Genomic DNA, 14,351 nt, shown 5'->3' on the forward strand with positions numbered 1-14,351 from the left:
GGAACTCCCGCGCCACCCGACAAAGGGAGGTCAAGCAACGCGTCAGGCTGATAGCTAATGCCCCCACCGAGATACCGGCGGGGGCTCAAGAGTAGGATTACTGAGCTTCAGGCGGAATGATGTCTTCCGGAATTTCCAAGCCCAACTCCTGGTAATAGCGCAGCGCGCCTGCATGCAGCGGGAAGGTGGCGGTATCTACCACGGTTTGGGGGTCAACGCTTGACGCCGGCTTGAAGGAAGCAGCCACCTCGTCGTGGTTCTCCCAGTAAGCCTTGGTCAGTTCGTACACCGTATCGGCATCAAGCTCAGTGCTTGCCGCCACGCCCATGTAGATCCCCAGCGACTGGGCTTCGCTCATCCCGGTGTAGGTATCCGCTGGCACAACAGTAGGCGACAGGAACGGCAGCTCTGCAATCACTGTCTCCACCTGTTCATCGCTCAGCGACAGCAGCTGTAGCGGACGTGAGGAATGCACCTCGGTAAACAGCGGGATCGGCGGTACACCGTTGTAGCTAAAGCCCACCAGGCGACCATCGGTCACGCCTTCCGCCGCATCATTCACCCGCATGCGCTGGAAGTCCGGCTCGATGTTCAGGATGCCAAACACCTGCTCGGTAATGTACTCGCCGCCCCCGCCAATGCTGCTGGGGTTAAAGCGTTCGCCGTTCAGGTCTTCAAAGGTTTCGATATCGCTGTCCTGGCGGACCGCCCAATGCATGGTGGACGGCGCAATCCAGTAAATAAGCCGTACATCGGGATTGGGCGTATCCTCAAAACGGCCTACGCCGTTATAGAGTTCATACCCTACCAGGGCTTCGGTGAATGCCAGGTCGAGCTCGCCGTTATTCAGTCGAATAGCGTTTTCGCGGGTGCCGCCCGTTTCACGTACGGTAATTTCGTAATCTGTGTTGGCGCTTATCACGCGCGCCCCTTCAGAGATACCAAAGAACCAGCCAGTACCGGTGGGCACGGCGCCTAGGTTAAGCGCGCTTTGTGCTTGAACTGTGCCGGTCGTTAGCGCACCAGCGACCAACAGGGAAGCGGGTAGTAGGTGGCGTAGTTTTATTGCAGTCATTGTTATTTCCTCTCAGCGTCGGGAAGCATGTTGTGCTGTTATTTGCTGTGGGAGGCCAACGTCGCGCCCCTCCCGAGAACTCATCAAGCAGGGGAACATCGCTCGATGGTTGCTAGAGTGATAGCGCTAAAGGTGGGTAGCTGTATATTGGTGATTGATGAACCTGCCTTCTCCAAACGCGAAAGCTGGACCAGGAAAGCGCATGCCGTCTGACTTGAGGCGCCCCCAATCAACGCACCGCGGCGGCATTCACCAAATGGTCGACCAACACCCGAGCAGCCATGGAGAGCTTGTCTATATCTTTCACGTAGATACTCAGCCGACGCCGTGCCCAGCTGTCCCGAATCGCCAACACCTTGACGTTGAGACCACCGACATACTGACGAATGGCGCCGCGGGGCAACACACCGATCCCCAGGCCTTCCTGGACCATCAGGCATAGCGCGTCGTAGCTAGTTACTTGTATGCGAATACGCAATGTCTTATTGACCATGCTGGCGGCGCGCATAATCTCCAGATTGATGGCACTCGCGGTATGCAGCCCCACATGGGGATAGTCCAGGCACTCGCGAAAGTCGATCTGATCGCGTTCGGCAAGCGGATGCTGTCTCGGTACTACCAGCACGAGGTCGTCAACGTGGTAGGGAAACTCGATGAGGTCATACCCATGCAGCAGTTGGGCGCACACCCCGATATCGGCATTGTTGTTCATGACCTCACGGGTAATGATGGGGCTCACTTTCTCTTCCAGCTGCACGCCAATATCCGGGTGCTGCTCAAAAAAAACGCGCATTTCGTTGGGCAGGTACTGCGTAATCGCTGACATGTTGGCGAAGACCCGCACCATGCCGCGCTGGCCGCTGGCATAGTCGCGCATCTGCAAATCAAGGTCTTCCAGATTATGCAGTACGCCCCGGGATAGATTCAGCAGTGCACTACCGGCGGGGGTGAGCACGATGCCTCGGTTGTTGCGCTTGAGCAGTGGCGTGTTGAAGTAGGCTTCCAGCTCGCTAAGCCGCTTGCTGACGGCCGAGGTCGCCATGAACGAAGCCTCTGCGGCGCCACTGATGGTGCCCATTTCCGCCACGCGCACGAACAGTTTGAGCGAGGTCGGGTCCAGTTTCATAGCAGCTGTCGCGCCAGGTCGGTGATGTCCTCGGCGACGAAATCAAAGCTTGGGTCAATGGATACATCAGGCGTGGCGTCTGGCCCGTGTTCCAGGGGACGCTTGATAAAGGCGGTGCGCATGCCTTCCCGATGCGCGGCCTGGAGGTCATCCTGATGCGCCGCCACCATCATCACCTGCGACGGTTTGAGATCGAGCAGCCGCATTGCCATCTGATATACCTCTGGGTCTCGCTTGTAGTGCCCGGCAAGTTCCGACGACAGCACGCAATCCCAGGGCAGGCCAGCGTGGCGCGCCATGTTCACCAGCAACGAGACATTGCCATTGGATAGCGTGGCCAGCACAAAGCGCTGTTTTAACTGTGTGAGCCCCTCAACGCTGTCAGGCCAGGGCACCAATCGATGCCATACCCGGTTCAAATGGTCTTTTTCCGTTTCATCCAGACAATCGGCCAGGCCGTAGTCATGGAGCAACCGGTCCAGCGTCATGCGGTGCAATTCATCCAGCCGCGTCCATGGCAGTTCGCCTTGCCGGACGCGATTCATCGCCGGGGCATAGCCTCCGCGCCAATCGTCGGCAAAGCGTGCCCAGTCTATGTTGAGGCCTTTGGCGTCACCCAGCTGCTGACCTTCCCGAATCACACTGCTGCGCCAGTCAACCACTGTGCCAAAGACATCGAAGGTGAGCGCTCTCACCTCGCTTGCAATGCTTTCGGTCATGCCCTTCTCCTGCGTTGTCATGTTCATGCACGTTATCGCTTTGCCCATGCGTTTAACACTATAGAGGCTGTTCGGGCGAATGGGGCGCTAACAGGTGATCGACCAGGTGGCGGGCCACCAACGGCAGGGTGTCGTAATGGCGCATCCCCACCACCAGTTCACGCTTTGCCCACTCATCGGCCAAGGGAATCATGCATAACTTTAAATCCTTCAAATCGCGGTACAGGGTGTGTTGGGGCAATACACCTACGCCCATGCCGTAATGAATCATGCGGCAAATCGCATCAAAGCTGCGTACCTGAATCCGCATGCGCAGGGTTCTTCCCGCCTGGCTGGCTTGCTCATGCAGCAGCGACTGCAGCGACGTGTCCTGCTGCAAGCCCACAAAGTCGTATTCGGCGGCTTGATGCAAATGCAGCTGCTGATGGACAGCCAGCGGATGATCCTGCGGAGTGACCAGGACCAACTGATCACGTCGATAGGGCCTCACCTCCAGCTCATCCGCTGCCACATGGCTGGCAAAAATGCCGATGTCGGCCACCCCATCGCGTACGGCGGCAATCGCTTCACTACTGGTGCGTTCTTGCAGGTCGATCTTGATTTGGGGATAGGCCAGGGCAAAGGCACTTAAGTCCTGGGGAAGAAAGGCGATGATTGCCGAGGTGTTGGAATGTATGCGCACATGGCCGCGCACGCCTTCGCCATATTCGCTCAGCTCGGCCTGCAAACGCGCCACATCTTCGAGAATACGTCGGGCATGGTGTAAAAACGCACGGCCGGCCGGGGTGAGCTCAACCCCCCGGGGGCGACGGTATAAGAGCTCGGTGCCCACTAGCGCTTCCAGGTCGCTGACGCGCTTGCTGACCGCTGCCACGGCAAGATGCTCACGCTCAGCGGCGGCGGTGAGTCGCCCCTCATCGGCAATGGCGACAAACAGTTTCAAGGTGACAAAATCAAATCGCAGCATCGCGCTGACCGCCCTGCTATTGGGGTAAAAGAACCTACCTCGCCATCTTAGGCTTCGTCCATGACGAACACCTAGTTCCTGATTGCCTAATTGTTCTCACGCGCCAGCTCGCCGATGCTGGTGGATAAACAAACTGACAAAAAGCTGCATGAACAGGGTTATCAGGAGCTTACTATTATGACCACGCGCCAGCTTCCCCTCGATGGGCTTAAAGTCTTAGAGCTTGGCCAACTGATTGCGGGCCCGTTTGCCACCAAGCTTCTCGGCGAATTTGGTGCTGACGTGATCAAGATCGAGCCCCCCGGCACGGGTGACCCCCTTCGCAAATGGCGCATTCTCGAAGAGGGCACCTCGCTATGGTGGCATGTGCAAAGCCGCACCAAGCGCTCGGTAACGCTAGACCTGCGCACTGAAGAGGGCCAGGGGATGGTGCGCCGCCTGGCGGCTGAGGCGGACGTTATCGTCGAAAACTTTCGACCTGGTACGCTGGAGGGCTGGGGGCTTGGCTATGAAGCACTGGCTGCGCATAACCCCAAGTTGATCATGGTGCGCGTTTCCGGCTTCGGCCAAACCGGCCCTTACCGCAACAAGCCAGGGTTCGGGGTCATCGGCGAGGCGATGGGCGGGTTGCGCTACCTGACCGGCCAGCCGGATGAACCCTCGGTGCGGGTCGGCGTTAGCATTGGCGACTCGTTATCCGCGTTATACGCCGTAATAGGCACGCTACTTGCCCTTCAGGAGCGTCAGCGCAGCGGGCTGGGGCAGGAAATTGACGTCGCGCTCTACGAGTCTGTCTTTGCCATGATGGAAAGCCTGCTCCCCGAATACGATGCCACCGGCCATGTGCGCGAGCCCAGCGGTAGCGCCCTGCCAGGCATCACGCCCTCGAATGCATACCAAACGCAGCAGGGTGACTACGTGCTCATCGCAGGCAACGGCGACAGCATCTTCAAGCGCCTCATGGACGTTATTGGCCGCGACGATCTCGCGCAGAACCCTGCCATGGCGCATAACGATGGCCGCTCTCAGCATGCCCAGGAGATCGATGCCGCCATCGAGGCCTGGACCCAGACCCAAGACCGCGACGAGATACTGCGCATCCTGGAGGAGGCGCGAGTGCCGGCAGGCTATCCCTATACCGCTGCGGATATCGCCACCGACCCTCACTACCTGGCACGCGAAATGATTCAGACCGTGACGCATGCCGACGGTCGTTCGCTCAAGGTGCCGGGTGTCCTGCCTAAACTGAGCGCCACGCCCGGCCGGCTGGGGCAAGGTGGCCCGCCGCTTGGTGCCCATACCGATGAAGTGCTTGATGAGTTGGGCATCGATAGCGAAACCCGTGAAAAGCTTCGCCATGCAGGCATTATCTAACCTTGAGAGGCACGATGGAGACGCTACAAATCAACGAAGTCGCCCCTCGGGATGGCTTTCAGAGCGAATCACGTTTCATACCCACCGACCAGAAGGTGGCGTTGATTGACGCCTTGACCGCCACCGGCATTGCGCGTATCGAGGCCACCTCCTTCGTGTCGCCCAAGGCGATTCCTAACCTGCGTGATGCCGCCGAGGTCGTCAGCGCGATTCAACGCCGTCAAGGCGTCGACGTGACCGTGCTAGTACCTAACCTGAAAGGCGCTGAGCGTGCGCTTGCCTGCGGTGTCGACGAGATCAACCTGGTGATGTCGGCAAGCGATGCTCACGGCCGGGCCAACTTGCGCATGACGCCCGACGAATCACTCCGGCAGTTTGCCAACATCATCGATACCGTCAGGGGCAGTGGCGTGTTTATCAACGCCTCGCTGTCTACGGCCTTTGGCTGCCCGTTCGAAGGCAATGTGCCTGCAGGCCGGGTACTCGATCTTATTGGACAACAACTGGCGCTGGGCGTAGAGGGCGTTACGCTCTGTGATACCACCGGTGTTGCCAACCCGGCTCAGGTAAGCGTGCTGTGTGCTCAGACGCAGGAATGCTTCCCTGGCGTACCGATTACACTGCATTTTCATAATACGCGCGGTATGGGCCTCGCCAACGCGCTGGCCGCCTGGCAGGTCGGCATTACCCGCTTCGATGCCTCGCTGGGAGGGCTGGGTGGCTGCCCCTTTGCGCCTGGCGCCACGGGCAACGTGTGCACTGAAGACCTGGTACATATGTTTGAGCAGATGGGGGTCAAGACAGGTGTCAACCTGCCCGCGCTGCTCGAGGCCTCCGCCTCCCTTCCCGACTTGATCGGCCACGACACTCCAGGGCAGGTAGTCAAAGCCGGTAGCGCCGATCGTCGTCATCCGCTGCCTGCCCAGATGTAACGCAACGCAACCCCACAGACGGTGAATAACAATGACTCAGCCCGTGACATCTGCCCAACCCTTGAACCTTGCCCAGCAGTTAATCCAGCGCCATCTCGTCAGCGGCGAGATGACCCCAGGCAGTGAAATCGCGTTAGATATCAACCAGGCGTTGCTTCAGGACGTGCTGGGCACACTGGTAATGCTGGAACTCGAAGCCATGGGCCTGGACCGCGTCCACACCCAGCCTAGCGTGCAGTATATCGACCACGGCCTGGTGCAGGCCGACAACCTCAACGCGGAAACCTATCTGTTTTTGAAAAGTGCCTGCGAGCGTTTTGGCGTGTGGTACTCGGGCCCTGGTAATGGCATTAGCCACCCGGTGCATATGGAAAACTTTGGCGTGCCCGGCCAGTCGATTGTCGGCTGCGACAGCCACACCACGGCGGCAGGGGCGCTGGGCATGCTGGCCATTGGCGCAGGCGGTATTGAAGTCGCCATGGCCATGGCCGGGGAGCCGCTGTATATCACCATGCCCAAAATCTGGGGCATTAAGCTAGAAGGCCAACTGCCCGATTGGGTGTCAGCCAAAGACATTGTGCTCGAACTGCTACGTCGACACGGCGTTGCCGGGGGCAAAAACACGATTATCGAGTATTACGGCCCAGGACTTGCCCACCTTTCCGCCATGGACCGCCATGTATTAGCGAACATGGGCACCGAAATGGGCGCGACGGCCACGGTCTTCCCAAGCGACGAAGAAACCCGACGCTTTCTGGCCGCTCGGGGCCGAGAGAGTGACTGGCGGCCACTGGCCGCTGAACCCGGCTGTCGCTATGAACTCAACGATCAACTGGACCTCGCGACCCTCGAACCCATGATCGCGCTGCCTTCCAGCCCGGATAATGTCGTCCCCGTTCGTGAAGCGGCAGGACAGCCGCTCCATCAGGCCTATATTGGCTCTTCAGGCAATCCGGGCTATCGTGATTTTGCGGTCGTGGCGGAAATCGTCCGCGACCGACAGGTGGCCGACGGCGTCTCGCTGGACATCAACCCGTCTTCTCGCCAAGTGCTCACCACGTTGATTCAACAAGGCTATTTGGCTGACCTCGTTGCCAGCGGCGCGCGGCTTCATCAGGCAGGCTGTAACGGCTGTATCGGTATGGGCCAAGCCCCTGCCGTGGGACTCAACAGCCTGCGTACGGTGCCGCGTAATTTTCCGGGTCGCTCGGGCACCCGTGAAGACAGCGTTTTCCTGTGCAGCCCGGAAACGGCAGCGGCCTCTGCGCTGACCGGGGTTATTACCGACCCACGAACGCTTTCCATGGCGTATCCGCGTATTGCCGAGCCGGATAAGATTGTGATTAACCGTGCGCTATTTAACGCGCCACTGCCTGTTGAAGAAGCGCGCCTCAAACCCTTGCAAAAAACGGATAACACACCGGCTTTACCCGCATTAAGCCCCCTCCCCGATACGCTGGAAGTGCCCGTATTACTGGTCGTCGGCGACAATATTTCAACCGATGACATCATGCCCGCCGGTCAGCGGGTGCTGCCTTACTGGAGCAGTATCTATGCGTCGGCCCCTTTCACGTTTGAAGCCATCGATGACACCTACGCCACCCGCGCTGACGCAACCCGCACTCAAGGCGGCCATGCAATCGTCGGCGGTATTAACTACGGCCAAGGGTCAAGTCGCGAGAATGCCGCCTTGGTGCCCCGCTATCTAGGCTTGCAGGTGGTCGTTGCCAAGAGTTTCGCCCGCATTCATTGGCAGAACCTGATTTGTTTTGGTGCCTTACCGCTCACTTTTTGCCACCCCGAAGATAGCGAGCGCTTGCGCCAGGGAGACACTATTGTGATCAAGGATCTTTACAACCAACTGGCCAACGGCAGTGACTTGATCGCCGAGGTTCCCGGCAAGGGAACCATAACCTTGCACCACGGGCTGACGGATCGCCAGCAAACGTTGATTACGCAAGGCGGGGTGATTAATCACTTACGTGCGCGCAATTCGGGCACAGCCGCGCAGGCTTGAAGGCCGCTAAAAAAGGGGCTTGCCAATTGGCAAGCCCCTTTAATCTACATCAAAAACAGCGCCAGGCGCTTAGAACTCTTCCCACTCATCTGCGGTATGCTTCGCCGGTGAGGGCTTTGAAGATGGCTGAGATGAGGCGTGTGAAGAAAGCGCGGGGCGCTTCAGGCCATTATCACCGCCGCGCTGCTGAGACGCCGGAGAGGCTAGCGCCTGATGCTTCGGCTCGTCTTCACCCAGCACAAAGGAGTTGATCAGCTCCCTCAGGTGCTCGGCATGGCGGCGCATATCCGCGGCAGCAGTGGTTGACTGCTGCACCATGGAGGCATTTTGCTGGGTCATGGTATCCATTTCGGCCACGGCAGTATTGATTTGGCTGATACCGCTGCTCTGCTCTTTCGCCCCGGCGGTGATCTCGCCAATCACATCGGTCACCTTGGCCACGCTTTCGACAATCTCGCGCATGGTGGCGCCAGCATCGCGCACCAGCTCTGCGCCGGAGTGCGTGTGCTTCACCGAGGCATCGATCAGCGTGCGGATTTCCTTGGACGCATCGCTGGAACGGCTCGCCAGGGTGCGCACTTCCTGGGCCACCACGGCAAACCCACGGCCATGCTCGCCCGCACGGGCGGCTTCCACCGAGGCGTTAAGCGCCAATATATTGGTCTGGAAAGCGATGGAGTCGATCATGGTAATGATATCGCTGATCCGGCTGGCCGACTCATTGATATCCTGCATGGTGCGCTCGACCTGCTCCATGGACTGTTCGCCCTGATTGGCGACTTCCGCAGTGGACTGCACCAGCTTATTGGCCTGCTGGGCGTTGTCGGCACTGTGATTGACCGTCGAGGTGATTTCCTCCATGGAGGAGGAGGTTTCCTGGAGGTTGGCAGCCGCCTGCTCGGTCCGCGTCGACAGTTCTTCGCTGCTGCGCGATATCTCCCCGGCGGAATTGTAGACGCTGGAGGTACTATGGCGAACGTCGCGCAGAGTGTCCTGCATCCGCTCTACAAAGGCGTTGAACTGCATGGACAGCTCGCCGATCTCGTCATTGCTTTCAACCGCGAGGCGGCGAGTCAGGTCACCCCGCCCCTGGGCGATATCGTGCATGGCGGCAGAGGTGCGCTTGATCGGCCCGACGGTGCGACGCACAAAGACATACGCCACCAGAGCCACCACGATAAACAGTACCAGACCCAGCAGCGAGGCAAAGATAATGCCTTGGCGTATATCGGCAGCTGTCTGGGCTTCCAGGCCGGCCATCGTTTCATCTACATCGGTCACGTAGACACCCGCGCCAATCAACCAGTCCCATTTTTCAAGCTGGTCAACATAGGAGTGCTTGGGTTCGATATCGTCAGTGCCTGGGTAGTCCCAATCATAGCTGAAGTAGCCCCCGCCACTCTGAGAGACCTTGATGATCTCGCGGATCAGGTAGGTGCCATTGGGCGTTTGCGCATCGATCATGTTGGTACCTTCGCGCTCAGGCGCAGGTGCCGTCACGATATTGTTACCGTCATAATCGTAGATGAAAATGTAGTTGTTATCTTCGAAGCGCATGGAGCGCACCAGCTCGGCGACCCGTTGCTTGGCCTCCTCATCGTTAACGTCGGCGTCTTCGTAAATTGGCTCAATGGCAGTTCTCGCCATTTGCACAACGTCGCGCACGGCCTTGCGACGTTCTTCAATTAATTGTTCGCGCTGTTCGGCAAGCGCATCGTTGGCGTTCTGTGTTGTGCTATAGGCTATAAACCCGACCAGTGCCACTGTGACCAGGAACAAGGGGAGCAAGACCAGCATCAAGACCTTGGTTTGTAAGCCAAAGGCCCGGCGAGAGGGAGATTCAGATGTCGTCATGTTTTGAGATTTCCAGCGTAGCCAAGTTAAAGATTATTAAATTTATCATTAGGCCTATATCGACAAACGCTATCTGAACTTTAACTATCAATAATTATTTTTATGTTTTTTTGGTTTATTTAGAGCGATATCAGGAAGTTCATAACATAAGTTAAGGTGATTGAAAGCGCGCCGGTCCACTGTAGGGGTGTGGTGGCCAGGGATGGCCCGTTTTTAGGCTTGATGCCACCCACCCTTGTTCAGTCGCCTCGACCCTTCAACCGCCTGGTCGGGGCGACTTTTTTATTATGCCCGCCCCAGATTAGCCCGCGATGGCCGTGCGGCGCTCGTCCAACATCCCTTTATCGAGAATAAAGCGGATAATCCCTTCAAGCCCAACCCCGTCGTACAGATTGGTGAACACAAAGGGTCGCTCGCCGCGCATCTTTTTCGAGTCACGCTCCATCACGTCTAGCGAGGCATGCACCTGCTCGGCAATGTCGATCTTGTTGATAATCAGCAGGTCGGATTTGGTGATCCCCGGGCCACCTTTACGCGGAATCTTGTCGCCGGCGGACACGTCGATCACGTAGAGCGTGAGATCCGAAAGCTCCGGACTAAAGGTTGCCGACAGGTTATCGCCGCCGGATTCCACCATCACCAGCTCGAGCTTGGGGTGGCGTTCCTGCAGCTCATCAATCGCCGCCAGGTTCATGGAGGCATCTTCGCGAATCGCCGTGTGCGGGCAGCCACCGGTTTCCACGCCTAAAATGCGGTCGGCCGGCAGCGCATCGTGCTTAAGCAGGAAGTCGGCGTCTTCGCGGGTGTAGATATCGTTGGTGACCACGGCGATATCGTAATGGTCGCGCAGCGCCAGGCAGAGCTGCTTGAGTAGCGCGGTTTTGCCGGAACCGACCGGGCCACCCACGCCAACGCGTAAACAGTGAGTCATGATGATAATCTCCTAGCTTCTAAACAGTCGTGAATACTGGGTTTCGTGCAACGCGCTGGCCAGCGCCAGGCCGGGAAGCACCGGACCGAGCTCATCGTCGTCAAGCGACAGTGCCTGATCAACGGCGGTAACCAGCGCCGGGCGCAGCTGCTCGATCACCCGCTGGGCGGCCGTATGGCCAAGCGGCAGTGCTTTACAGGCGACGGCCAGCTGGTTTTCAAGCCACGCCCAGGCAAAGCCGAGCAGCGTTTGGCGAATGGATACGCCACGGGTATGGGCGGTGTATGCAAACAGCGTTACATAGCCCGCCTGAGTCGGTAACAAGGGCGGTAGTGAGTCTTCACTTGGCATCAAGTCCAGGCTATTCAACAGGCGTTTCAGCGATGATCCTAAGCGGCTGTCTTCAGCGGCCAGCTCGGCGGTTTCACGCGTCGCCGCCAGCCATGCGTCCCATTGCGAAATTGTCTCGCTGTCGCCTTGGCCAATAGCCTGGTACAGGCGCGCCAGCACCGGTAACTCGCAACGGGTTAAGCCGTCTTCCAATACGCCGCTTAGCCATTCGGCCAGGCTTGTTTCGTCGCGCACCCAGTCAAGCTCGAAGGCACTTTCCAGGCCTTGCGAGAAGGCAAAGGCCCCGATGGGCAGCGACGGGCTGACCAGTTGCATCAGCCCCAGCAGTGCCAGCTCATTGTTTTGGCTTTCCCGCGCAGCGTCTTCAGTGGGCATGGTGGTGCTCATGGCCGTGTGAATGTTCGTGGTCATGATCATGACCTTGAGAACTGGAATGGGAATGACCGTGTGCATGACTATGCGAGTGCCCATCGCCGACCTGGTTATAGGCGCCCGGCTCCGGGTCAAAGGTGGCGTTGTGATGCTCCAGCTCGGCCCCCAGCCGCTCGGCGAGTTCTTCCAGCACGTGGTCCGGCGGGAAGCGTACCCAGCCGCCCTTGCCGTCTTCACCCAGCGTCAGTTGAACGTGGCGATTGCCCAGGTGGTAGGCCAGCCGTGCCAGCGGTAAGCCAGCACTTACTCGCGCGGTCACCACCGGTTCTACGGCCGCACAGACGCGCACTATCTCGCCGCTTTCCGCTTTTAAGCCTTCGCCGCTGCGCAATACCGGGCCGCGATCCAGAAACAACCCCAGTTCGCGGCCACTATCGCTTTTGGCTTTCAAACGGCCGCGGATGCGCAGCTCGAAAGGCAGCGTCAGCGTATCGCTGGCGGCGCTCTCGTCTATCGGCCCTAAACGTTCTATCAGTTTCAGCATATGGGCTCCTAAAACAAATGATAACGCTGGGCCAGCGGCAGCTCGGTGGCGGGCTCGCAGGTTAAAATTTCGCCGTCACAGCGCACTTCGTAGGTCTGCGGGTCGACGCTCAGCTCGGGGCAGGCGTCGTTGAGCTTCATATCCTGCTTGCGCACCTGGCGTACGTTTTTGCACGCGGCCAGTTGGCTATTCAGACCCAGTGTCTCTTTAATACCAGCGTCTAATGCCGCCTGGCTGACAAAGCTGAGCCGGGTCTGGCTCGCCGCGCGGCCCAACGCACCAAACATATAACGGTAATGCACCGGCTGCGGCGTGGGAATCGACGCATTAGGGTCACCCATGGGCGCGGCCGCGATCATGCCGCCCTTGATGATCATCGCTGGTTTGGTGCCGAAAAACGCCGGTTTCCACAGCACCAGATCGGCCATCTTGCCAACCTCGACCGAGCCGACCTCGTGGGCAATACCATGGGTAATGGCCTGATTGATGGTGTATTTGGCGATGTAGCGCTTGGCACGGAAGTTATCGGCGCCCAGGGCTTCGTCTTCGGGCAGCAGGCCGCGCTGAACCTTCATCTTGTGGGCCGTTTGCCAGGTCCGGCAGACAGACTCGCCGACACGCCCCATGGCCTGGGAGTCGGAGGCGATCATCGAGATCACGCCCAGGTCGTGGAGGATATCCTCGGCGGCAATGGTTTCCCGGCGAATGCGTGAATCAGCGAAAGCGACGTCTTCGGGAATATTGGGGTCGAGGTGGTGGCACACCATCAGCATATCGAGGTGTTCGTCGATGGTGTTGACGGTGTAAGGCCGCGTCGGGTTGGTGGACGACGGCAGCACATACGGCTTCGCGCAGGCGGTGATGATATCTGGCGCGTGGCCACCACCGGCCCCTTCAGTGTGATAGGTGTGAATGCAGCGTTCTTTAAAGGCCGCCAAGGTGTCTTCCACAAAGCCCGACTCGTTCAGGGTGTCGGTATGAATGGCTACCTGTACATCGTACTCATCGGCCACGCTTAAACAGGAGTCGATAGCCGCCGGGGTGGTGCCCCAGTCTTCGTGCAGCTTGAGGCCCATGGCACCGGCTTCAAGCTGTGCTCGGCCGGCATCGGGCAGGCTGCTGTTGCCTTTACCCATAAAGCCGATGTTCATCGGCATATCGTCTACTGCCTGGAGCATCTTGCCGATATGCCAGGCGCCTGGGGTGCAGGTGGTGGCATTGGTGCCGGTCGCCGGCCCTGTGCCGCCGCCCAGCATGGTGGTAATGCCGCTCATCAGCGCTTCTTCCACCAGCTGCGGGCAGACAAAGTGGATATGGGCGTCCAGCGCCCCGGCGGTCAGAATCTTGCCTTCCCCGGCGATGATCTCAGTGCCGGGGCCAATCACGATCTCAACATCCGGCTGAGTATCCGGGTTACCGGCTTTGCCAATCGCGGCAATGCGGCCATTCTGAATGCCCACATCGGCCTTGACGATGCCCCACCAGTCGAGGATCAGGGCGTTGGTAATCACCGTGTCCATCACGCTGCTGTCGCTACGCTGGCTTTGACCCATGCCGTCGCGGATAACCTTGCCGCCGCCGAATTTCACTTCATCGCCGTAGTGGGTAGCGTCTTTTTCGACCTCAATCCACAGCTCGGTGTCACCCAGCCGTACGCGGTCGCCGACCGTGGGGCCGTACATATCGGCGTAGGCCTGCCGACTGATCTTGTTGGTCGGATTCATGACTCGCCTCCAGCTTCGTCCGGTTTCTGCGCATTTCGCGCGGCTTCGGGCGCGTTAGAGAGTAGCGCACCCATCACATCGCCGCGGAAGCCGTAAATTTCCCGCTTGCCGACATAAGGAATCAAGGTGACTTCGCGGGTCTGGCCGGGCTCGAAGCGAATCGCCGTGCCCGCCGCGACGTCCAGGCGGTAGCCACGTGCCTTGTCTCGGTCAAACACCAGCGCCGGGTTGGCTTCGGCAAAATGATAGTGCGACCCCACCTGAATCGGCCGGTCACCGGTATTGGCCACCTCGACGCTGATGCGCTCACGCCCCACGCACAGCTCGATATCGCCGTCTTTTAACTGATACTCGCCGGGAATCAT

Annotated in this window: 13 protein-coding genes; 3 read left to right on the plus strand and 10 right to left on the minus strand. The window is 58.9% G+C overall.

What is annotated here, in order from left to right:
• Positions 1–97: 97 nt before the first annotated feature.
• The 4 genes from HXW73_RS16440 to HXW73_RS16455 form a co-directional block, all read right to left on the minus strand.
• Positions 98–1,075: a TAXI family TRAP transporter solute-binding subunit gene (locus HXW73_RS16440; protein ID WP_186254102.1), complete on the minus strand. Its 978-nt coding sequence runs from the start codon at positions 1,073–1,075 to the stop codon at positions 98–100.
• Positions 1,076–1,304: 229 nt separating this feature from the next.
• Entirely contained in the window at positions 1,305–2,201 is an 897-nt protein-coding gene (locus HXW73_RS16445; protein WP_186254103.1) for a LysR family transcriptional regulator, read from the minus strand.
• Positions 2,198–2,920, minus strand: coding sequence for a haloacid dehalogenase type II (locus HXW73_RS16450; protein WP_186254104.1), 723 nt, complete (start codon positions 2,918–2,920; stop codon positions 2,198–2,200). Before HXW73_RS16450 ends, HXW73_RS16445 begins: the two co-directional genes overlap by 4 nt.
• 58 nt (positions 2,921–2,978) lie before the next feature.
• A complete protein-coding gene (locus HXW73_RS16455; protein WP_186254105.1) occupies positions 2,979–3,887 on the minus strand; it encodes a LysR substrate-binding domain-containing protein in 909 nt (302 codons plus the stop codon).
• A gap of 177 nt (positions 3,888–4,064) precedes the next feature.
• Between HXW73_RS16455 and HXW73_RS16460 the strand changes: the two genes are divergently transcribed.
• From HXW73_RS16460 to HXW73_RS16470, 3 genes are read left to right on the plus strand one after another with little or no spacing between them, the layout of a single operon-like run.
• A complete protein-coding gene (locus tag HXW73_RS16460) occupies positions 4,065–5,261 on the plus strand; it encodes a CaiB/BaiF CoA transferase family protein (protein ID WP_186254106.1) in 1,197 nt (398 codons plus the stop codon).
• Positions 5,262–5,275: 14 nt separating this feature from the next.
• Positions 5,276–6,193, plus strand: a complete 918-nt coding sequence (locus tag HXW73_RS16465) for a hydroxymethylglutaryl-CoA lyase (protein WP_186254107.1) — start codon at positions 5,276–5,278, stop codon at positions 6,191–6,193.
• A gap of 43 nt (positions 6,194–6,236) precedes the next feature.
• Positions 6,237–8,210, plus strand: a complete 1,974-nt coding sequence (locus HXW73_RS16470; protein WP_240538665.1) for an aconitate hydratase — start codon at positions 6,237–6,239, stop codon at positions 8,208–8,210.
• A gap of 69 nt (positions 8,211–8,279) precedes the next feature.
• Here HXW73_RS16470 and HXW73_RS16475 read toward each other — a convergent pair whose 3' ends face one another.
• The 6 genes from HXW73_RS16475 to HXW73_RS16500 all read right to left on the minus strand — a co-directional run bounded on the left by HXW73_RS16475 (position 8,280) and on the right by HXW73_RS16500 (position 14,351).
• Entirely contained in the window at positions 8,280–10,064 is a 1,785-nt protein-coding gene (locus HXW73_RS16475) for a methyl-accepting chemotaxis protein (protein WP_186254109.1), read from the minus strand.
• Positions 10,065–10,365: 301 nt separating this feature from the next.
• Entirely contained in the window at positions 10,366–10,995 is a 630-nt protein-coding gene (gene ureG, locus HXW73_RS16480) for an urease accessory protein UreG (RefSeq protein WP_186254110.1), read from the minus strand.
• A gap of 12 nt (positions 10,996–11,007) precedes the next feature.
• The gene (locus HXW73_RS16485) at positions 11,008–11,721 is read right to left on the minus strand and encodes an urease accessory protein UreF (RefSeq protein ID WP_186256064.1); all 714 of its coding nucleotides are present in this window, start codon (positions 11,719–11,721) and stop codon (positions 11,008–11,010) included.
• Positions 11,711–12,262, minus strand: a complete 552-nt coding sequence (ureE, locus tag HXW73_RS16490; RefSeq protein ID WP_186254111.1) for an urease accessory protein UreE — start codon at positions 12,260–12,262, stop codon at positions 11,711–11,713. Before ureE ends, HXW73_RS16485 begins: the two co-directional genes overlap by 11 nt.
• Positions 12,263–12,270: 8 nt before the next feature.
• On the minus strand, positions 12,271–13,986 hold the full coding sequence (ureC, locus tag HXW73_RS16495; protein WP_186254112.1) for an urease subunit alpha: 1,716 nt from the start codon (positions 13,984–13,986) through the stop codon (positions 12,271–12,273).
• Positions 13,983–14,351, minus strand: coding sequence for an urease subunit beta (locus HXW73_RS16500; protein WP_186254113.1), 369 nt, complete (start codon positions 14,349–14,351; stop codon positions 13,983–13,985). The genes ureC and HXW73_RS16500 overlap by 4 nt, the downstream gene beginning before the upstream one ends.

It is taken from the genome of Halomonas sp. SH5A2, assembly GCF_014263395.1.
GTDB lineage: Bacteria > Pseudomonadota > Gammaproteobacteria > Pseudomonadales > Halomonadaceae > Vreelandella.